Source organism: Bradyrhizobium hereditatis (genome assembly GCF_020329435.1).
In the GTDB taxonomy this organism is placed as follows: domain Bacteria; phylum Pseudomonadota; class Alphaproteobacteria; order Rhizobiales; family Xanthobacteraceae; genus Bradyrhizobium; species Bradyrhizobium hereditatis.
The window spans coordinates 69,379-87,431 of record NZ_JAGKJK010000003.1 but is presented as its reverse complement, the minus strand read 5'-3'; the positions used below and the strand labels follow the sequence as shown (position 1 = coordinate 87,431).

Annotated in this window: 18 protein-coding genes; 5 read left to right on the top strand and 13 right to left on the bottom strand. The window is 62.3% G+C overall.

What is annotated here, in order from left to right:
* Positions 1 to 33 precede the first annotated feature (33 nt).
* From J6524_RS08425 to J6524_RS08410, 4 genes are read right to left on the bottom strand one after another with little or no spacing between them, the layout of a single operon-like run.
* Positions 34 to 1,410, bottom strand: a complete 1,377-nt coding sequence (locus J6524_RS08425) for an MFS transporter (protein ID WP_225669932.1) — start codon at positions 1,408 to 1,410, stop codon at positions 34 to 36.
* Positions 1,411 to 1,455: 45 nt separating this feature from the next.
* Positions 1,456 to 2,481 carry an amidohydrolase family protein gene (locus J6524_RS08420; protein WP_225669931.1) on the bottom strand — a complete coding sequence of 342 codons (1,026 nt, stop codon included), beginning with the start codon at positions 2,479 to 2,481 and terminating at the stop codon, positions 1,456 to 1,458.
* A 28-nt stretch (positions 2,482 to 2,509) separates the two neighbouring features.
* Positions 2,510 to 3,742, bottom strand: a complete 1,233-nt coding sequence (locus J6524_RS08415) for an acyl-CoA dehydrogenase family protein (protein WP_225669930.1) — start codon at positions 3,740 to 3,742, stop codon at positions 2,510 to 2,512.
* Between the two features lie 45 nt (positions 3,743 to 3,787).
* A complete protein-coding gene (locus tag J6524_RS08410; protein ID WP_225669929.1) occupies positions 3,788 to 4,306 on the bottom strand; it encodes a flavin reductase family protein in 519 nt (172 codons plus the stop codon).
* Between the two features lie 179 nt (positions 4,307 to 4,485).
* Here J6524_RS08410 and J6524_RS08405 point away from each other — a divergent pair, with 179 nt between their 5' ends.
* Entirely contained in the window at positions 4,486 to 4,968 is a 483-nt protein-coding gene (locus tag J6524_RS08405) for a MarR family winged helix-turn-helix transcriptional regulator (RefSeq protein WP_225669928.1), read from the top strand.
* 52 nt (positions 4,969 to 5,020) lie between these two features.
* Here J6524_RS08405 and J6524_RS08400 read toward each other — a convergent pair whose 3' ends face one another.
* The 5 genes from J6524_RS08400 to J6524_RS08380 all read right to left on the bottom strand — a co-directional run bounded on the left by J6524_RS08400 (position 5,021) and on the right by J6524_RS08380 (position 8,969).
* Positions 5,021 to 5,212, bottom strand: coding sequence for a hypothetical protein (locus J6524_RS08400; protein ID WP_225669927.1), 192 nt, complete (start codon positions 5,210 to 5,212; stop codon positions 5,021 to 5,023).
* A 162-nt stretch (positions 5,213 to 5,374) separates the two neighbouring features.
* Positions 5,375 to 5,932, bottom strand: coding sequence for a TIGR02281 family clan AA aspartic protease (locus J6524_RS08395; RefSeq protein ID WP_225669926.1), 558 nt, complete (start codon positions 5,930 to 5,932; stop codon positions 5,375 to 5,377).
* A 40-nt stretch (positions 5,933 to 5,972) separates the two neighbouring features.
* On the bottom strand, positions 5,973 to 6,176 hold the full coding sequence (locus J6524_RS08390; protein ID WP_225669925.1) for a DUF1289 domain-containing protein: 204 nt from the start codon (positions 6,174 to 6,176) through the stop codon (positions 5,973 to 5,975).
* 47 nt (positions 6,177 to 6,223) lie between these two features.
* Entirely contained in the window at positions 6,224 to 7,822 is a 1,599-nt protein-coding gene (locus J6524_RS08385) for a sensor histidine kinase (RefSeq protein ID WP_225669924.1), read from the bottom strand.
* Positions 7,823 to 8,024: 202 nt separating this feature from the next.
* Positions 8,025 to 8,969: an NAD(P)-dependent oxidoreductase gene (locus J6524_RS08380; protein ID WP_283843272.1), complete on the bottom strand. Its 945-nt coding sequence runs from the start codon at positions 8,967 to 8,969 to the stop codon at positions 8,025 to 8,027.
* A 102-nt stretch (positions 8,970 to 9,071) separates the two neighbouring features.
* Here J6524_RS08380 and J6524_RS08375 point away from each other — a divergent pair, with 102 nt between their 5' ends.
* The 4 genes from J6524_RS08375 to J6524_RS08360 all read left to right on the top strand — a co-directional run bounded on the left by J6524_RS08375 (position 9,072) and on the right by J6524_RS08360 (position 13,343).
* Complete coding sequence (locus J6524_RS08375; protein ID WP_225669922.1) at positions 9,072 to 9,509, top strand: VOC family protein; 438 nt, start codon at positions 9,072 to 9,074, stop codon at positions 9,507 to 9,509.
* A gap of 177 nt (positions 9,510 to 9,686) precedes the next feature.
* Complete coding sequence (locus tag J6524_RS08370; protein WP_225669921.1) at positions 9,687 to 10,811, top strand: Mrp/NBP35 family ATP-binding protein; 1,125 nt, start codon at positions 9,687 to 9,689, stop codon at positions 10,809 to 10,811.
* A 186-nt stretch (positions 10,812 to 10,997) separates the two neighbouring features.
* Entirely contained in the window at positions 10,998 to 12,086 is a 1,089-nt protein-coding gene (locus J6524_RS08365) for a TRAP transporter substrate-binding protein (protein ID WP_225669920.1), read from the top strand.
* A 168-nt stretch (positions 12,087 to 12,254) separates the two neighbouring features.
* Complete coding sequence (locus J6524_RS08360; RefSeq protein WP_225669919.1) at positions 12,255 to 13,343, top strand: TRAP transporter substrate-binding protein; 1,089 nt, start codon at positions 12,255 to 12,257, stop codon at positions 13,341 to 13,343.
* 79 nt (positions 13,344 to 13,422) lie between these two features.
* Here J6524_RS08360 and J6524_RS08355 read toward each other — a convergent pair whose 3' ends face one another.
* The 4 genes from J6524_RS08355 to J6524_RS08340 all read right to left on the bottom strand — a co-directional run bounded on the left by J6524_RS08355 (position 13,423) and on the right by J6524_RS08340 (position 17,955).
* Complete coding sequence (locus J6524_RS08355; protein ID WP_225669918.1) at positions 13,423 to 15,024, bottom strand: TRAP transporter large permease; 1,602 nt, start codon at positions 15,022 to 15,024, stop codon at positions 13,423 to 13,425.
* Entirely contained in the window at positions 15,021 to 15,560 is a 540-nt protein-coding gene (locus J6524_RS08350) for a TRAP transporter small permease subunit (protein WP_225669917.1), read from the bottom strand. Before J6524_RS08350 ends, J6524_RS08355 begins: the two co-directional genes overlap by 4 nt.
* Before the next feature lie 383 nt (positions 15,561 to 15,943).
* On the bottom strand, positions 15,944 to 16,972 hold the full coding sequence (gene moaA, locus J6524_RS08345; protein WP_225669916.1) for a GTP 3',8-cyclase MoaA: 1,029 nt from the start codon (positions 16,970 to 16,972) through the stop codon (positions 15,944 to 15,946).
* Between the two features lie 287 nt (positions 16,973 to 17,259).
* Complete coding sequence (locus tag J6524_RS08340; RefSeq protein WP_225669915.1) at positions 17,260 to 17,955, bottom strand: HAD-IA family hydrolase; 696 nt, start codon at positions 17,953 to 17,955, stop codon at positions 17,260 to 17,262.
* Between the last annotated feature and the right edge of the window lie 98 nt (positions 17,956 to 18,053).

Here is an 18,053-nt window from a genome sequence, read left to right as displayed (position 1 = left end):
CGGAGCCGGATTTCCCGCAACTGCCATCCTGCCTCAAGAGGCGGGCTGCGCAACCTCGCGCAAGGCAGCCGTCTCTTCAAGGCTGCCAGCAGGCGCGCTCGCCGGCCGCCTGGCGAGCAGGATAATTGCCCCGGCAGCAATCGCCGAGATTCCGATCGACAAAAACATCGGCGTCGGGCTCTGGTAGATCTGCTGCAATGCGCCGGCGACGAACGGCCCGAGAATAGCGCCGACCCGCGCGACCCCGAGCTCCATGCCAACAGCGGTGGCGCGAACGCTGGTCTCGTAGGAAGCGGCGGTGAAATTATTCAGCACGAACTGCGCGCCGATGATGCAGAAGCCGGCGGCCGCGACGGATGTGATATTGACGATGTGATCGTTGAGCACGACGAGCGATAGCACCGCGACGCCGCCGATCGCCCACCAGGTGGCGATCAGGCCGCGGCTGTAGCCAGTCCGGTCGACGAGATGTCCGAGTACGAGGCCGCCGACAAATGACATGATCTGCATCAGCGCGCCGAAGCCGAAGCTTGCGGCAAAGGTTTCGCCACGCTGCATCATCACGGTCGGGATCCAGCCCGACAGGCCGAAGATGCAGAACAGGCTGAGAAACGCCGATGCCCAGATCGCGAGCGTGGTGCGGCGATATTTGGCCTGGAGCAGCGCCGCGACCGAATTGACCGGCTTCTCGGTCTCTGCGATGGCGATCTCGGCCGATACGTAAATGCTCGCGCGCTCGGGCCGGAGCTTGGTGAGCATGTCGCGGATCTCTCCGACGCGGCCCTGCAGTGCTAGGAATTTCGGCGATTCCGGCAGCATCACGTGCATGAAGGGCAGCAGCAGGAACGACAGCGAGCCGATCCAGTACAGCGACGTCCAGCCGAACAGCGGCGTCGCAAACACACCGGCAACACCGGCGAGCGTTCCGCCGAGCGCCCAGCCGAGGGCAACGCCCCACAGCGCAAACGTATTTGCAACCCGCCGCGGCGCCAGCTCGTTGATATAGGTGGTCGCAAGCGGCAGCAGCACGCCAAGGCCGATGCCGGTCAAGAGCCGCAGGATGCAGAACGACAGGAACGAATTCGCCAGGATCGCGGTCAGCAGCGTGAAGATGCTGGTGATCCAGAGGCCGCCGAGCAGGGTGCCGCGGCGGCCGAGGCGGTCGGCGATGATGCCGTGGATCGCAGCCCCGAGCAGGAATCCGACCAGGCCGCTGGAGATCAACAGGCCAGCCTGACCTGCCTGAAGGCCCCAGGGCTTTGCGACATAATGAATGACGTAAGCCGGATTGAACGTGTCATATCCGTCAAACAGCGTGAGCAGTCCCATGATTGCGCCTAGGCGCCAATGAAACTTGCCTACCTTTGCTTCGGCGAGCTCTTCATGAAGATCGATTGCCTGCGCGGCCATAGTCCGTTCCCTCCCAAGGCTGTGTTGGTGTCGTTCTGATGCCGCTTATTCCGCTGCTTGATGAATGCCGTGCTCGGCGATGGCATGGTCGGCGAGATCGAGCTTGAACAGGTCGATGGCGTTGCGCCGCCCGATCTTTAGGCGATCGTTGTCGCTGATGCTGGCGCTGTTGAACCAGTCGGAGGCATGATCGACATTTTCGAACGGCCAGTCGACCGAGAACAGAATGCGATCCGATCCGATTTCGAGAATGGAATCGATCAGCGTTTGCGTGCGAAAATTGCCCGACGTGGTCAGGAAGAAGTTGGCGTTGAAGTAGTCGCAAATCTTCTTCTTCGCCTTGTGCTTCGGCGGCGCCTTGACCCAGCCATTGCGGTGATCGACGCGCCACATGCTGTAGGGCAGGCCTTCGCCCATATGGCCGAGGATGATCTTCAGCTTCGGATAGGCGTCGAACAGGCCCGATCCCATCAGGCGCAGCGCATGAACCGCGGTCTCCTGTCCGAACGCCCAGGTCGGGCCCATCAGCCAGGGATGTCCTTCATAGATCGCGCAATCCTGCGGCAGCGGGTTGCGCGGATGCAGATAGAAGGGCAGGCCGGTTTCTTCGACCTTGGCCCAGAACGGCCAGTACTGCGGCAGGTCGTAATAGACGGGACGCTTGCCGTCGCCGATTTGCGAGAAGCCGTTGACCAGCGCGCCGCGGAAGCCGAGCGTTTTGATGCAGCGCTCGAGTTCGGCTGTGGCGAGATCTGGATCCTGCATCGGCAGCGCCGCGAACGCCTGAAAGCGGGACGGCCGCTTGGCGACCTGCTCGGCGAGGAAGTCATTGGCCCGGATCGCAATGTCGTTGGCGCGTTTGATGTCGGGAATGGCCTGCACCGCTGGCGCATTCAGGGACAGGATCATCATCTCGATGCCGTGCCGGTCCATCTGCGCCAGGCGCTTGTCGTGGATATCGAGCAGGCGATCCTTCAACTCCGGCCAGTAGGATTCCGGAACGAAGCCCGCTGAATCCAACAGCGTGTCCGGAATGGCGAAATGTTCCTCAAGCGCGATCTTCCCCTGCATGTCGTTCCTCGCAGATATCTGGTGTTGATCAGTATTGTCCCTGCGGCGTCAGCCCGAGCGCGAGCTGGCCGTACATGGTGCCGACGGCGTCCCAGTTCATGCTGATGTGACGGCCAACAGCATTGGCATCGCGCCAGGCGCGCTGCACCGGATTGGAGAGGTCGAGCCCGAGCCCGCCGGTCGAGGCGTTCAGCGCCTCGCTGGCTCGAATGGCGAGCGCGACCGAAAAGGCCTGGCCGCGACGGCTGACGATGCGGTCCTCGATCGAAACTGACTTGCCCGCGCGGATCGTCGCGGCGCGATCGCGGAGATCGCGCAGCAGCACTTCGCGCGCGGCATCGACGGAGGCGGTGGCTTCCGCCACACGGAGCTGGATGGTCGGAAAATCCGCCATGCGGTTATTGTGGCCGGCGACCGCGCCGCGGGTGATCCGCCTCGAAGTGACGGCGAGATAGTCTTCCAGCGCGCCCGCGGCGGCGCCGACCGCGGTCGAGGCCAGGCAGGAGGGAATATTCGATAGCATCGGGATCGCGAACGTCGGATTGTCGGCATAAAGCGCCGCGCCCGGCGTCTTGCCGGAGGTGGTGTCGGCGAACGACATAAGGCGGTGCGCCGGGACAAACACGTCGTTCAGCACCAGCGTCTTGCTGCCGGTGCCGCTGAGGCCGACGACATTCCAGGTATCGTCGATAATGTAGTCGGCGGCTGGCACCAGCAGAAACGCCGGCGCAAACTGTCCGTTGTCCGTCTTCGACGGCAACAGCGCCGCGCACAGCGACCATTGCGCGTTGTCGCAGCCGCTGGCGAACGACCAGCGCCCGGTGAGGCGATAGCCGCCCTCGACCTCGATGGCCTTGGCAGCCGGCGCATAGGAGCCGCAGGCCAGCGCATCGGGATTCTTGTCCCAGACGTCGCGCTGCGCGGCTTCCGGAAATCCGGCGATCAGCCATTGATGCGCTGCGAGCAGGCCACCGACCCATGCGGTCGAGGCGCAGCATTTTGCAAGCTCGATGTTGAGTTCGACCAGCACGTCGAAATCGTGTTCATAGCCGCCGAACATCGCGGGCTTGACGATGTCGAAATAGCCGATGTTGCGCAGCGCTGTAATATTCTCCTCGGGAACGCGGCCGGCCTTTTCGGTGGTGTAGGCACGTGCCTTGATCTGAGGCGCGATCTGCGCCACGCGGCTCCGCAGCTCCGCAATGTCGGGACGACGGGCTGATGGCGCCGGCGCGTCCTTCAACTGGGCGACTGATACCATTGATTTGCTCCGTATCTTCGATTGGATAAGAGGCGGTCTGGCGGTTCACGCAGCCTGGCTGTCGTGGGGCACCGAGAAGCAGTAGGTGGCGTCCTGGTAGATCAGGGGCTCGATCGGATCGCGCATATTTACGGTCTCGGCTTCGCCGATGAAGATCGTGTGCGTGCCGTACGGCATGGCGGCCGCCTTCTTGCAGAAGATGTTGATCTGCGCGTCGGCGAGATAGGTCACGCCTTCAGGTGAGGTCATCCAGTCGCCAAGCCCGAACCGATCCTCGGCCGGGACCGCGCCGCTGAAGGCCGATGACAGCGTGATCTGGTCGCGGCGCAGCACGTTGACGCAGAACCGGCGCGCCAACAGCATGATGTCATGCAGCAGCGTCTGCTGGTTGACGCAGACGATCAGGGAGGGCGGGTCGAGCGAGAGCGAGGTCACTGCGGTCGCCGTCATGCCGTGGCGGCGGTTCTGATCCGCAGACGTGATCACCGACACCGCGGCGGGAAATCGCCGCAACGCGCGCTTGAACGTTTCACGCAATGAGTCGGATGCCGAATCCAGCGACATGGTTTCCTCCACTGAACGGTCCGCTCTTGTGATCCGCGGCTTAACTTTCAAAAACAATAATTGCATTTGCAAATGATATGTCAACGGAAAACTTTCATATGCAACAATTGCCTTGAAAACTGATTGGCGCCCGGCTATTGGAGGAATGCAAAAGTTGCTTCAGAGCAGGATGCAAGATCTTGTATCAGCTGACGAATTCCTTGCCCTACATGCTCAACCGCGTCGGCGTGCGGATGGGCGATTTGTTTTCCCGGCGCATCGCCGGCTACAGCGTGACGCTACCAATGTACCGCGTCATGGCCGCGCTCTGGGAAAAGGGCGATCAGCGCCTCGGCGATCTCGCCGCGATGACGACCATCGAAATATCGACATTGTCGCGGTTGATCGGCGAGATGAAACGGCGAGGCCTCGTCACTCGCACGCGGCTCAAGGACAACGCGCGCACGGTCGCGATCAACCTCACGCCGAAGGGACGGACGCTGGTTGAAGAGCTGATCCCGATTGCGATTCACTTCGAGGAAGTTGCAGTCAGCAACTTTCCGGCAAAGAACATTGTGGATCTGAAGACGGTGCTCGCAGAAATCTACGAGAGCCTGAATTCGATCGAGCCCGAAATCGCGGAAGCCAACAAGGCGCGCAAGGCGGCAAAGGCGAGAGGCTGACACTTGCGGACAATTCGCGGGATGCTGGGTGCGCCCGCTACTTTTGCCGGCCCTAGCGCATCGCGGCGCGGAAGCCGACGAAGCTCAACACGCCCGCCACGATGACCGCAATCCAGCTCGCCCAGAACGGCACATCGACGCCGTTCAAGGTGACGGACCATCCCATTACGATCCGGATTAACTGCAGAACTGCGATCAGGGCAAAGATAGCGGCGGCTAGGATGCAGAAGGCTCTGGTAGTCATTGCCGATCTCCGATGGCACATGACGTGCTCGCCCCTGTAGCTCAAATGGGAATGGATCGGGGCGGCAGCCACCCTGAAGCAGGGAAGTGCTCAACAGAGCCATTGCCAAGCTCGTTAGAGTTTAGGCACTGACACTCACCAGTTAGGGTGCGAGTACACGCCCTAATTCGAAGCCGAGCGAGCGCGCTTGTTGTTGGCCGGCACCACCTCGGGATAGCCGTGCAGCATCAGCTTGTCGGCCCGCACGCCCCAGCTTTCCAGGCGATCCAGAAAGCTCATGCCGAGCAGGTTGGTCTTGAGCTGCCCTCGCGGCACGACCAGCGCCGGCACCGATTTCTCAACGAGCCCGCCCACCGCGAGGCGATCGAGCGTCAGCCGTGCCGCCTTGGTGTGGCCGCCGGCGGTTTCGAGCTCGACATTGTATTCCAGCATCTCGATCGGCAAGCCGATCGCCTTCGCCGTCTCCCAGGTCAGCACCACCGAGGTCGCGCCGGTGTCGATCACCATCGGCGCCTTGACGCCGTTGATCTTGGCATGCAGTGCGAATTCGCCGGCTTTGCCGCGCGCTATCTGCACGACGGGCGGCGGCTCCAGGCTGCGCTGCCGCAGCATCTTCACTACCGAGTCGCTGGCGCGCGCGATCTGGTGAGGATCACCATAGGCGACGACGGCGCCGGCGGTGCCAGCGAGCATCGCGAGAACGAGCATGATGCGGATCATCCGGCGCCTCCGCCGGTTCGTCCCAGGATTGGTCCGAAGATCAACCGCGCGCAGGTCGCGGCGGCATCGGCGCGAGGCCGGCTTCCGCCATGCGTGCTGCAAGCCCTTCCATCACCGACAGCCGCTCCGCCGTATCCATGCTGTGCCAGCGTGCGATCTCCGGCAACGTTCGTCCGCAGCCGAAGCAGAGTTTGGTTTTGGGATCCATCATACAGACTGCGATACACGGCGTTTCTTTGCTCATTCCTGGATAGTGAAACGGTTTGAGTCCTCAGCGCAAGCGCTCCAACTTTACAGGCCGGTGCCGGCGTTCATGATTGGCTTGTGGCGCGCCCGCCGCTTGTCGTCGGTGATGGCGGGCTCCGGCTGCAGCGGCGGCGCCTCGTCTTCGGCCATCGGCGCCAGCGCGCTCATCACCCGCTCCGGCGGGAAAGTGACGATGACTTCGGTGCCGATGCGCAGTTTCGATTTCAGCGTGAAGGTGCCGCCGTGCATGTCGATCAGGCTCTTGGCGATCGGCAGGCCGAGGCCTGCGCCCTGTTCGGCCGACTTGATCGAGTTGGAGCCCTGGCCGAACGAGGCCAGCACGATCGGGATCTCGTCCTCGGCAATGCCGGAGCCGGTGTCCTTGACGCTGAGATATTGGCCGCCGGAAGCGGTCCAGCCGACCTTGAGCCAGATATCGCCGCCCGGCGGGGTGAACTTGATCGAGTTGGATATGAGATTGAGCACGACCTGGCGCGTGGCGCGCTCGTCGCCCCAGATTCGCGGCATGCCGTGCTCGAACACCTCGTGGATGGTGATGCCGCGGCTGGTGGCGCGCAGTTTCAACAGATGATGGCAGTCGGCGACGACATGCACCAGCGACACCGCTTCCTCGTTGAGTTCGTAGCGGCCGGCCTCGATCCGCGACAGATCGAGAATCTCGTTGATGAGGTTGAGCAGGTGGACGCCCGAATTGTGGATGTCGGCGGAGTATTCCTTGTAGACGGCTACCGCATGCGCGCCGAAGATTTCGCTCTTCATCACCTCGGAGAAGCCGAGGATCGCGTTCAGCGGCGTGCGCAGCTCGTGGCTCATCTGCGCCAGGAAGCGCGACTTGGCGACGTTGGCGGATTCGGCGCGGTGCCGCGCTTCGTCCGAGATTGCCTTGGCCTGTTCGAGCTCGCCGATCAGCGCATCCTTTTCGGCGCGCGCTTCCAGGGTCTGCAGCGTCGTCGAATGGAGCTGGTGGGCGAGCAACGCAAAATAGCATTCGGCGGCGACCGCAAGCAGCGCGAGCGCGTAATTGTCGAAGGTGCCGCCCATCACGAAATTGAGCGCGATCGCTGCCGTCACCGGCGCGGTTGCCGCTACCGCCGCAATGGGCAGCGTTGCTGCCAGCATGCTCGAAACTGCGATTACCAGCAGCATCAAGAACATCATCATCGTATTCGAGACGACGTCGAGGCCGGCAGGGTGGAGGAGGATCGCAGTCCAGCACAGGCCGTACAGCAGGTCGAGCAGGACGAAACGGGTTTGCCATTTGCGCGTCGCGGCGAGCGTGGGCTGCTCGCTGAGGAAGCGCCTGCAGTTGCGGATGATGGCGGCATGGATGCAGAGCATGCCGACGGTCCAGACCGCGGCCGGCACGGCATACTTCCAGAGGCCGAACAGCACGCCGGTCGAAACGACCAGCAGCATGACGACGAAGGAAGCCGAGACCCGGGTCTGAGCGTACTGCCGGAGTAATTCTGTGTCGAACGCGGGACGCGTTCCGCTGGTTGATGTTAACCGATCCCGCGCCTCGCGCACCCGTTGTGCCGCCACGCGCCGCGTATTCAGCGGTGGTGCCACCGGCGCTTCCGCCGGAAGCTGGACAACCTCGGGCTTTTCTGCGGGGTTACTCATCAAACAACACAAATCCTGCCCACGAACTGCGCGGGCTTTTGCATTGTCTATCTGTGCCGCTAAAACATTAAGCGATGACTTAAAGAGCTAAAAATTCTCGTTAACGGGAGGTTAAAATTAACCAGTCGAGCAGAGGGAACCCCGCTTTCTGACGAGATAAGAAGCGGGGGCCGTCGTTGCTGCCTTAACCTGTTTCTTTAACTCACCGCTCCAGGCGGGCGAGCAGGCTCGAAGTATCCCAGCGCTTGCCGCCCATCTTCTCGACTTCGGCGTAGAACTGATCGACGAGCGCGGTCACCGGCAAATTGGCGCCGTTGCGGCGGGCCTCGGCGATGCAGATCGATAGGTCCTTGCGCATCCATTCCACCGCAAAACCGAAATCGAACTTGCCCTCGTTCATGGTCTTGTAGCGGTTCTCCATCTGCCACGACTGCGCCGCGCCCTTGGAGATGGTTTCGATGACAGCGCCAACGTCGAGCCCGGATTTCTTGGCGAAATGAATGCCCTCGGACAGGCCTTGGACAAGGCCTGCGATGCAGATCTGGTTGACCATCTTGGTGAGCTGCCCGGCGCCTGCCGGTCCGAGCAGCTTGCACATCCGCGCGTAAGCGCCGGAAATGATCGGCTCGGCAGCGGCATAGGCGTCTTCCTTGCCACCGCACATCACCGTCAGCACACCGTTTTCCGCGCCGGCCTGGCCGCCGGACACCGGCGCGTCGATGAACTTGAAGCCCGCCTTGGCGGCCGCAGCGTCGAGCTCGCGGGCGACCTCGGCGGAGGCGGTGGTGTGGTCGACGAACACTGCGCCCTTCTTCATGCCGGCGAAGGCGCCATCGGGACCGATCGTGACCGCGCGCAGGTCATTGTCATTGCCGACGCAGCACATCACGAAGTCCTGGCCTTCAGCCGCGGCCTTCGGAGTCGGCGCGGTGCGTCCGCCGAACTTGTCCGCCCATTCCTTCGCCTTGGCTCCCGTCCGGTTATACACGGTCACCTCGTGGCCGCCTTTTTTCACCAGATGTCCTGCCATGGGGAAACCCATAACGCCGAGACCGAGAAAAGCGACTTTAGCCATGTGTGTTACCTTGGAGTTTTCGCCGGCGACGTTGGGCCGGCCGGACGGTGTTTTTGGAAGGAGCCGCACCATAACCGCTGCGCAGGGGAGGGCAACGCCTTCGTTTGGCCGGCAGGTCCCGATTTGTGCTAGGATAAACGCTCAATAACCTCACAAAAAAGGGAGTGACATCGCATGGGCGTCAGCGTGGGCGTGCTCGACCATTTCAACATCCGGACCCGCAACCTTGCCGACACGGTCCGGTTCTATGAGGACGTTCTGGGCCTGGAAAAGGGTGCCCGGCCGAACTTCGCGTTCCCCGGAGCCTGGATGTACAGCGAGGGCAAGGCGGTGGTGCACCTCGTCGATATCTCCAAGACCGATGAGCCACAGAAGCCCGATTCCGGCGTCGTCCACCATGTCGCGTTTGCCAGCCAGGGCTTTGACGGCATGAAGCGGCGGCTGGAACAAAAAGGCATGGCCTACGACTCCCGCCAGGTTCCCGGCGGCGATCTCTGGCAGATCTTCGTCAATGATCCCAACGGCGTCATGATCGAGCTGAACTACGATGCCGCCAAGGAGCAGTCGGCCGAAGCCCCCGCGGAGCGGCGGGACGACGTGGGAGCAAGGTAGCCTTTTGCGCTGAACCGCTCTATTGGGTCGCATCGGACTGGCATGGCGTTTTGGAACGAGGCCCTAGCTTTCGGATTGGCTCCGAAACCGATCGGGCCGCGTCAGGAAAGCGCGTCAATACAAGCGAGTAGGGCCCGGGTTCTCACGTTGAACCGCAAGGGCTTCAGGAGATGCGCGGTGAGCGTAACGCAGCAACAGGTTCTCGATTCCCTTAGGCAGGTGGCCTCGCCGCGCGGCGTGCCGCTGCCCCATGCCAACGTGCTGTCGGCGATCTCGGTTACCGACGGCAAGGTGTTCTTCTCCATCAATGTCGATGCTGCCGAGGCCAGAGCCTGGGAAAGCGTGCGCGCGCAGGCCGAGGCCGCGGTGCGCGCGATCCCCGGCGTCACCACGGCGATGATCGCGCTGACTGCCGAACGCAAGCCCGGCTCGCCGCAGACCGCACCGCAGCGGCATGCGCAAGGCGTGCAACCCGCTTCCGCTCACCGGCCGCCGCAGGGTCCGTCGCCGATGTCGAAGCAGGCGGAAATCCCCGGCGTGGCCGCCATCATCGCGGTGGCCTCAGGAAAGGGCGGTGTCGGCAAGTCGACCACCGCGCTCAACCTGGCGCTAGGCTTGCGCGATCTCGGCCTGCGCGTCGGCCTGCTCGATGCCGACATCTACGGTCCGTCGGTACCGCGGCTGACCGGCATCAACGAGAAGCCGCAGCTCGATGACAACAGGAAGATGATTCCGATCAAGCGTTTCGGCCTTTCGATCATGTCGATCGGCTTCCTGGTCGAGGAAAATACCGCGATGATCTGGCGAGGGCCGATGGTGATGTCGGCGATCACGCAGATGCTGCGCGATGTGGCGTGGGGCACGCTCGATATTCTCGTCGTCGACATGCCGCCCGGCACCGGCGACGCGCAGCTGACGCTGGCGCAGAACGTGCCGCTGAAGGGCGCGGTGATCATCTCGACCCCGCAGGACCTCTCGCTGATCGACGCGCGGCGGGGACTTGCGATGTTCAAGAAGGTCAACGTGCCGGTGCTCGGCATCGTCGAGAACATGAGCTACTTCCAGTGCCCGGAGTGCGGCACGCGCTCGGACATTTTTGGCCATGGCGGCGCGCGGCACGAGGCGGAGCGCCTGGGTGTTCCGTTCCTGGGCGAAATACCCTTGCACATGTCGATTCGGACCACCTCGGATGAAGGAAATCCGGTAGTCGTCAGCGAGCCGGATGGGCCGCATGCCGCGATTTACCGGGCGATCGGGGCCAGCGTACGCGACCAGCTCCAGGGCGCCATTGCCGCCGCGTAAGCCCTGCTTATAACCCCCCATAAGACTTTGGTTTTAATCAGTGCAGTCATGCCTTTGTCGCGTTTTCGGTAGGCAACTTCCGTGTTAAAGCGCCCCCGCCAGAGCGCCCCGGACGACGTGGAATTCGCCCCGCCGGAGGACACGCTCGCGGAATATGGGAAACGTCCCGTCTTTAAGGAGACTTGAATGAAGCGTCGTGATTTTTTGAAGGTTTCAGCGGCCGGTGCTGCCGCGACAGCCGTTGCCTCGCCGGCGATCGCGCAATCATCGCCTGAGATCAAATGGCGTCTGACATCGAGCTTCCCGAAGTCGCTCGACACCATCTATGGCGGTGCTGAGCAGGTGGCGAAGTACGTCGCCGAGATGACCGACAACAAGTTTCAGATCCAGGTATTCGCCGCTGGCGAAATCGTCCCCGGCCTGCAGGCGCTCGATGCGACGTCCAACAACACCGTCGAGATGTGCCACACCGTCTCCTATTATTACGTCGGCAAGGATCCGACCTTTGCGATCTACGCCTCGGTCCCGTTCGGCCTCAACGCGCGCCAGCAGAACTCCTGGTGGTCGCAGGGCGGCGGTGAGGCGCTCGGCAACGAGTTCTTCAAGAAGTTCGGGGTGATCGGCTTTGCCACCGGCAACACCGGCACGCAGATGGGCGGCTGGTTCCGCAAGGAGATCAAGACGGTTGCCGATCTCTCCGGCCTCAAGATGCGGATCGGCGGCATCGCCGGCCAAGTCCTGCAGAAGGTCGGCGTGGTGCCGCAGCAGCTCGCCGGCGGCGACATCTACCCGGCGCTCGAAAAGGGCACCATCGATGCGGCCGAGTGGGTCGGTCCATATGACGACGAAAAGCTCGGCTTCCAGAAGGTCGCAAAATACTACTACTACCCGGGTTTCTGGGAGGGCGGGCCGATGGTCCACTCCTTCGTCAACCTCGAAAAGTGGAATTCGCTGCCGAAGAACTATCAAGCGATCCTGGCCAATGCATGCGCCCACGCCAACAGCTGGATGAATGCGCGTTACGACATGCAAAATCCGTCCGCGCTGAAGCGACTGGTCGCCGGCGGCACGCAGCTGCGTCCCTTCACCAATGAAGTGCTGGAAGCCTGCCTGAAGGCTACCAACGAATTGTGGGCCGAGATCTCCGGCAAGAACGCTGACTTCAAGAAGTCGATCGACGCGATGCAGGCCTACCGCTCCGACCAGTATCTGTGGTGGCAGGTCGCCGAATACACCTACGACAGCTTCATGATCCGCTCACGGACCCGCGGCTGATTACGTCTTAAGTCGTAGAACACCGCAGCCCGGCCTTCGCAAGAAGGCCGGGCTTTTTCGTGTGCCCGTATCATTCGGGATGGAAATCGGGAACTGTTTGTTCCATGGTGCCTCGCGAAGGCCTCGCCAAGAAGGCCACGATACGCATCACCAACAGGGAAGGATTCAATGAAAAGAAGAGATTTTCTTAAAGCGACTGGCATTGGCGCGGCTGGTGCCGCCACACTGGCGGCTCCCGCCATCGCTCAATCGATGCCGGAGCTCAAATGGCGTCTGACGGCTAGCTGGCCAAAGTCACTTGACACCCTGTGGGGCGGGGTCGAGCTGATGGCCAAACTCATTGGCGAAGCCACCGACAACAAGTTCCAGGTCCAGGCTTTTGCCGGCGGCGAAATCGTTCCCGGGCTGCAGGTGCTCGATGCCGTGCAGAACGGCACCGTCGAGATGGGCCATACCGCGTCCTATTATTATTTCGGCAAGGACCCGACCTTTGCCTTCGGCACGGCGGTCCCGTTCGGCCCCAACCAGCGCCTCAACCAGGCCTGGTACATGCTGGGCGGCGGCAGGGACCTGCTCAACCAGTTCTACAAGAGCTACAACGTCACCTCATTTTTGGCCGGCAATACCGGGTGCCAGATGGGCGGCTGGTTCCGCAAGGAGATCAATACCGTCGACGACCTGAAAGGGCTGAAGATGCGGATCGGCGGCTTCGCCGGCCGCGTGATGCAGAGGCTCGGCGTCGTGCCGCAGCAGCTTGCCGGCGGCGACATCTATCCCGCGCTCGAAAAGGGCACGATCGACGCCGCAGAATGGGTCGGGCCCTATGACGACGAGAAGCTCGGCTTCAACAAGGTCGCGCCGCACTACTACTATCCCGGCTGGTGGGAGGGCGGCCCGATGCTGCTCGGCCTCGTCAACCTGGATAAGTGGAATTCGCTGCCGAAATACTATCAGAGCGTCATCGAGCAGGCCGGTCAGACCGCCAACAGCTGGATGATGGCGAAATACGATCAGGGCAACCCGCCGGCGCTGAAGAAGCTGCTCGCGGGCGGCACCAAGCTACACAACTTCTCGCCGGCGATCATGCAGGCCTGCCTGAAGGCGACCAAGGAGCTGTACGCCGAGACGGCTGCTTCTAACCCGAACTTCAAGAAGGTGCTGGACTCCATGAACTCGTTCACGACCAACGGGTACCAGTGGTTCCAGGTCGCCGAGCTCGGCTACGACAGCTTTATGGCGCGCAATCCGCAAGGCTGACCGCACTGCGTAGACCTCGACAAACGAAAACCCCGGGGCGAAAGCTCCGGGGTTTTTGTCTTGCCGAGAAGGTGCGCCGCTATTGCTTCGGCCCGCCGAAATCCAAGGGCGGCAGTTCGATCTGCGGCACCTCGATCTTGACCTTGCTGAGGTCAACGTCGAGCGGCTTGTCGAGGAGCGCCGTCACCACGACCGGGAAGGCGATCACGATCGCCACCATGATCGCCTGCAGGCCGATCCAGGGCAGCGCGCCCCAATAGATGTCGGAGCTCTTCACTTCCTTGGGCGCGACGCCGCGCAGATAGAACAGCGCGAAGCCGAACGGCGGGTGCAGGAACGAGGTCTGCATGTTGACGCAGAGCATGACGCCGAACCAGATCAGCGCCGCATCCGGTCCGACGACGGGCGCCAGCACCTTCTGCGCAATCGGCGCCACCATCGGCAGGATGATGAAGGCGATCTCGAAGAAGTCGAGGAAGAACGCCAGGAAGAAGATGAACAGGTTGATGAAGATCAGGAAGCCCCAGACGCCGCCGGGGATCGAGGTCAGGTGATGTTCGAGCCAGACGCCGCCGTTGACGCCGAGGAATACGACCGAGAAGCAGGTCGAGCCGATCAGGATGAACACCACCATGGTGGAGAGGCGCATCGTCGACTCGTAGCCCTGCTTGATCAGATCACGCAGGTCCGGAATGCGGACGGCTTCGAGACAGAGCCAGACGATGGCGATGTAGAGCACCGCGAAAGACAGCTTCAACAGCTTTCCTTCGCCGACCAGAATTCCCACGATGACGGCGACACCGGTGGCGGCGATGCCGACGAGCAGCATTTTTTGTCCCTTGCTGCTCAGGTCCTTGTGATGGATCGCGGCGAGAACGATGGCGCCGATGGCGCCCATCGCGCCGGCTTCCGTCGGCGTCGCCAGGCCCATCATCATGGTGCCGAGCACCACGAAGATCAGCACGGCCGAGGGAATGATGCCCATCAGGCATTTGCGCCAGAGCGGCCAGCCCCGCAGCGTCAGCGCGTCCTTGGGGACGGCCGGAACGTGGTGGGGCAGGAAGATGCTCAGAAAGAAAGTGTAGCCGGCGAACAGGACGATCTGCAGGATCGAAGGCCCCCAGGCGCCGAGATACATGTCGCCGACCGATTTGCCGAGCTGGTCGGCCATCACGATCAGCACCAGCGAGGGTGGCACCAGCTGGGTGATGGTCCCGGACGCGGCGAGCACGCCGGTGATGTAGCGCGTGTTGTAGCCGTAGCGGAGCATCACCGGCATCGAGATCAACGCCATGGCGATGACTTGCGCGGCTACCGTGCCGGTGATCGCGCCGAGGATGAAGCCGACGATGATGACGGAATAGCCGAGGCCGCCGCGGATCGGGCCGAACAACTGGCCCATCGAGTCAAGCATGTCTTCCGCAAGGCCGCACCGCTCGAGCACCGAGCCCATGAAGGTGAAGAAGGGAATCGCCAGCAGCAATTCGTTGGAAAGCACGCCGCCGAAAATGCGGCCCGGAATGGCCTGCAGGAAGTTCATGTCGAAGAAGCCGAGATAGATCGACAGGAACCCGAACGACAACCCGAGCGCGGCCAGCGTGAAGGCGACCGGGAAGCCGATCAGCATGGCCAGAATCAAGCCGCCGAACATCAGCGGCGGCATCATCTCCAGCGTGATCATTGAGTCGGCCTCTCGTATTTCGCGTCAATTACGACATAACCCTGCAGCGCCGCGATGCGCTTGATCACCTCGGAGACGCCTTGCAGCGCCAGGAAAACGAAGCCCACGGGAACGACGAGCTTGATTGGCCAGCGCAGGAGGCCGCCGGCGTTGCTCGACGTCTCGCCGACCGCATAGGCCTGCATGAAGAACGGCCAGGACAGATAGCTGAGCAGCAGGCAGGCCGGAATCAGGAAGCACAGCGTGCCGATCAGATCGAGCCAGAGCTGGCCGCGTTCGGACAGCATCAAATAGAGGATCTCGACGCGGACATGCTCGTTCTTCTTGAACGTGTAGGAGGCGCCGAACATCACGAAGATGGCGAACATGTACCACTGCAGTTCGAGCCAGGCGTTTGAAGAATAGCCGAACGCGTAGCGGATCATCGCGTTGGCGGCGCTCACCACGCAGGCTGCGAGCACGAGCCAGTTGCAGATGCCGCCTAGTTTCTCATTGAGCCAGTCGATTGAATTACTCAGTGCCAACAATGGGCGCATTACGCTCTCCTCGGCACGTCAGTGACGCGTGCCGGATTTCTTCATTGATATTGCGTTGCCATCTCGCGCCGGACGTCTGGAGCCGCTGCCATGCAACCAACGCGCAGGTTCGCTCCCGTGCGAAAAACGCACGAGGCCGCAGCTCATTCGCACATGCGATTGCAACGATCAGTCCTCCCCCCGTCTCGCGCTACCGCCGTCTTGACTGCAACCTCAAAGGTATGCAGCGGCCTGTTCCCGGCCGTGCTGGCGTGAAAGCAGGCGCACCATTTCAGCGCGTCGCGGCGGCGTCAATCGGAAAATGGACAAATTGACGCGGGGACCAATTGATTGGTTGGTCTGATAAATCCGCGTTTTTACGGGAGATAAGCCAGCGGCGGCCTCTAGCCGCCGGTCACGCTCATGTGGCGAGATACGCTCGGGCGGTTGTGCCGGCGGTCGATGATGAAATCATGGCCCTTCGGCTTCAGCCCGATGGCGCGATCGATGGCGGCCGACAGCAGTTCGTCGTCCGCTGATGCCCGCAACGGTTTGCGCAAATCGGAGGCATCCTCGTGGCCGAGGCACGTGTGCAGCGTGCCGGTGCAGGTGATCCGTACCCGGTTACAGGACTCGCAGAAATTATGCGTCATCGGCGTGATGAAGCCGAGCTTGCCGCCGGTCTCGCCGACCCGGACGTAGCGGGCAGGGCCTCCGGTATTCTCGTCCAGATCGGTCAGCGTGTAGTGCTGGGCGAGGCGAGCGCGGATGAGCGACAACGGAACATACTGGTCGATCCGTCCTTCGCCGATGTCGCCCATCGGCATGACCTCGATCAGGGTCAGCGCCATGCCCTTGCCGTGTGCCCATTCCATCAACGAGGGGATTTCTTCCTCGTTCATGTTCTTTAGCGCCACCGCATTGATCTTGACGGCGAGGCCCGCATCGCGCGCAGCCTCGATGCCGGCCAGAACCTTGTCGAGATCGCCCCAGCGCGTGATGGCGCGGAACTTCTGTGCGTCCAGCGTGTCGAGCGAGACGTTGACGCGGCGGACGCCGCAATCGCGCAATTCGCCGGCGAAGCGCGCTAGTTGCGAAGCATTGGTTGTCAGCGTCAGCTCATCGAGCGCACCAGTGCCTAGGTGCCGCGACAGCGAGCGCACCAGCGACATCACGTTGCGGCGGACCAGCGGCTCGCCTCCGGTTAGGCGGATCTTGCGCACCCCTTTGGCGATGAAGGCCGAGCACAGCCGGTCGAGTTCCTCCAGCGTCAAGAGGTCCTTCTTCGGCAGGAACGTCATGTCCTCGGACATGCAATAAAAGCAGCGCAGATCGCAGCGATCGGTCACCGACACGCGCAAATACCGGATGGTTCGGCCGAAGGGGTCGACCATCGGACGTGTCAGGTGGTCAGGTGACGGGAATCCGCTCATTCAAACTGCCTTGTCGCCTTGTAAAGGGCTGCCTGTGCCTGCCGTTCGTTAGCATAATCTAGGCACCTTGTGAGGCGCCCACAATCGGCAACTAGCTGAGCGCTTCGTCGGGAGGGGACTGCGGACCACCTGGACCTGCACCGTGACCGGCTGGAATTCGGGCGCGGGCACTTCAACAGAGCAGGGTCTTGCAGCCGGTCCGAGCGAGGTCGTCGCATCGGCTCCGGGGAAAATCCCTAAAAGATGGTTTAATGGCAAAAATCAGCCTTCCAAACACATCAGATAAATCAGGCGTTTAGGAGCGAGACGGAACCCCTGCTGAGGCTTTCCACTGCCGCCGGTAGGTCGCGCATATGGCCGATCAGCCGGTCGGGCTTCAGTTCGGCGATCGGCACGTCCGTATAGCCGAACTCGACCCCGATTACGGGAACCCCCGCCCTCCGAGCCACGCCGACGTCGGGCCCGGCGTCGCCGACCATGATGGTGGCGCCAAGAGTCCCTCCCGCCCGCGCCACCGTCTGTTGCAGGATGATTGGGTCAGGCTTGGAGACGCCGAAAGTGTCGGCGCCGCAAATGGCCGAGAATCGTCCGCTCAGACTCAGTCGGTCGAGTAGCAGCTTCGACAGCCATTCCAGCTTGTTGGTGCACACCGCTAGGCGGCAGCCCTGTGCTGCAAGCTCGTCGAGAGCTGCCTCCAGCCCCTCGAACGGCCGCGAAGCGTCCGCAATGTGGGCAGCGTAATAATCGATGAAATCCTTCGTGAGGCGGTTGAGGTCATCGGTACCAACCACGCGGCCATCCACTTCAAGCCCGCGCTCGATCAGCTTTCGTGCGCCGGCGCCGATCATGTTTCGTGCCGATTTCAGGGGAACGGGCGGCAGGCCCTCACGGTCGAGCACGTAATTGAGCGCGGCAATCAGGTCGGGCGCGGTGTCGACGAGGGTGCCGTCGAGGTCGAAGACAACGATTCGGGCAGGGGTCATCGGCATTCGCTAGCGGCAGGCGGAGCCTCATGCAAGTCCTCATGGCGCTATTCCCAAGGCGAAAACGACGCTAGACATGCGCCCGCGGACCGGCGGAT

What these genes read in the sequence shown, in the direction of transcription:
- moaA (WP_225669916.1), bottom strand. Translation starts at nt 16,972, where the DNA reads ATGAGCGGATTCCCGTCACCTGACCACCTGACACGTCCGATGGTCGAC.
- J6524_RS08400 (WP_225669927.1), bottom strand. Translation starts at nt 5,212, where the DNA reads ATGACTACCAGAGCCTTCTGCATCCTAGCCGCCGCTATCTTTGCCCTG.
- J6524_RS08420 (WP_225669931.1), bottom strand. Translation starts at nt 2,481, where the DNA reads ATGCAGGGGAAGATCGCGCTTGAGGAACATTTCGCCATTCCGGACACG.
- J6524_RS08390 (WP_225669925.1), bottom strand. Translation starts at nt 6,176, where the DNA reads ATGAGCAAAGAAACGCCGTGTATCGCAGTCTGTATGATGGATCCCAAA.
- J6524_RS08340 (WP_225669915.1), bottom strand. Translation starts at nt 17,955, where the DNA reads ATGACCCCTGCCCGAATCGTTGTCTTCGACCTCGACGGCACCCTCGTC.
- J6524_RS08355 (WP_225669918.1), bottom strand. Translation starts at nt 15,024, where the DNA reads ATGATCACGCTGGAGATGATGCCGCCGCTGATGTTCGGCGGCTTGATT.
- J6524_RS08375 (WP_225669922.1), top strand. Translation starts at nt 9,072, where the DNA reads ATGGGCGTCAGCGTGGGCGTGCTCGACCATTTCAACATCCGGACCCGC.
- J6524_RS08365 (WP_225669920.1), top strand. Translation starts at nt 10,998, where the DNA reads ATGAAGCGTCGTGATTTTTTGAAGGTTTCAGCGGCCGGTGCTGCCGCG.
- J6524_RS08380 (WP_283843272.1), bottom strand. Translation starts at nt 8,969, where the DNA reads ATGGTGCGGCTCCTTCCAAAAACACCGTCCGGCCGGCCCAACGTCGCC.
- J6524_RS08385 (WP_225669924.1), bottom strand. Translation starts at nt 7,822, where the DNA reads ATGAGTAACCCCGCAGAAAAGCCCGAGGTTGTCCAGCTTCCGGCGGAA.
- J6524_RS08350 (WP_225669917.1), bottom strand. Translation starts at nt 15,560, where the DNA reads ATGCGCCCATTGTTGGCACTGAGTAATTCAATCGACTGGCTCAATGAG.
- J6524_RS08415 (WP_225669930.1), bottom strand. Translation starts at nt 3,742, where the DNA reads ATGGTATCAGTCGCCCAGTTGAAGGACGCGCCGGCGCCATCAGCCCGT.
- J6524_RS08425 (WP_225669932.1), bottom strand. Translation starts at nt 1,410, where the DNA reads ATGGCCGCGCAGGCAATCGATCTTCATGAAGAGCTCGCCGAAGCAAAG.
- J6524_RS08410 (WP_225669929.1), bottom strand. Translation starts at nt 4,306, where the DNA reads ATGTCGCTGGATTCGGCATCCGACTCATTGCGTGAAACGTTCAAGCGC.
- J6524_RS08395 (WP_225669926.1), bottom strand. Translation starts at nt 5,932, where the DNA reads ATGATCCGCATCATGCTCGTTCTCGCGATGCTCGCTGGCACCGCCGGC.
- J6524_RS08360 (WP_225669919.1), top strand. Translation starts at nt 12,255, where the DNA reads ATGAAAAGAAGAGATTTTCTTAAAGCGACTGGCATTGGCGCGGCTGGT.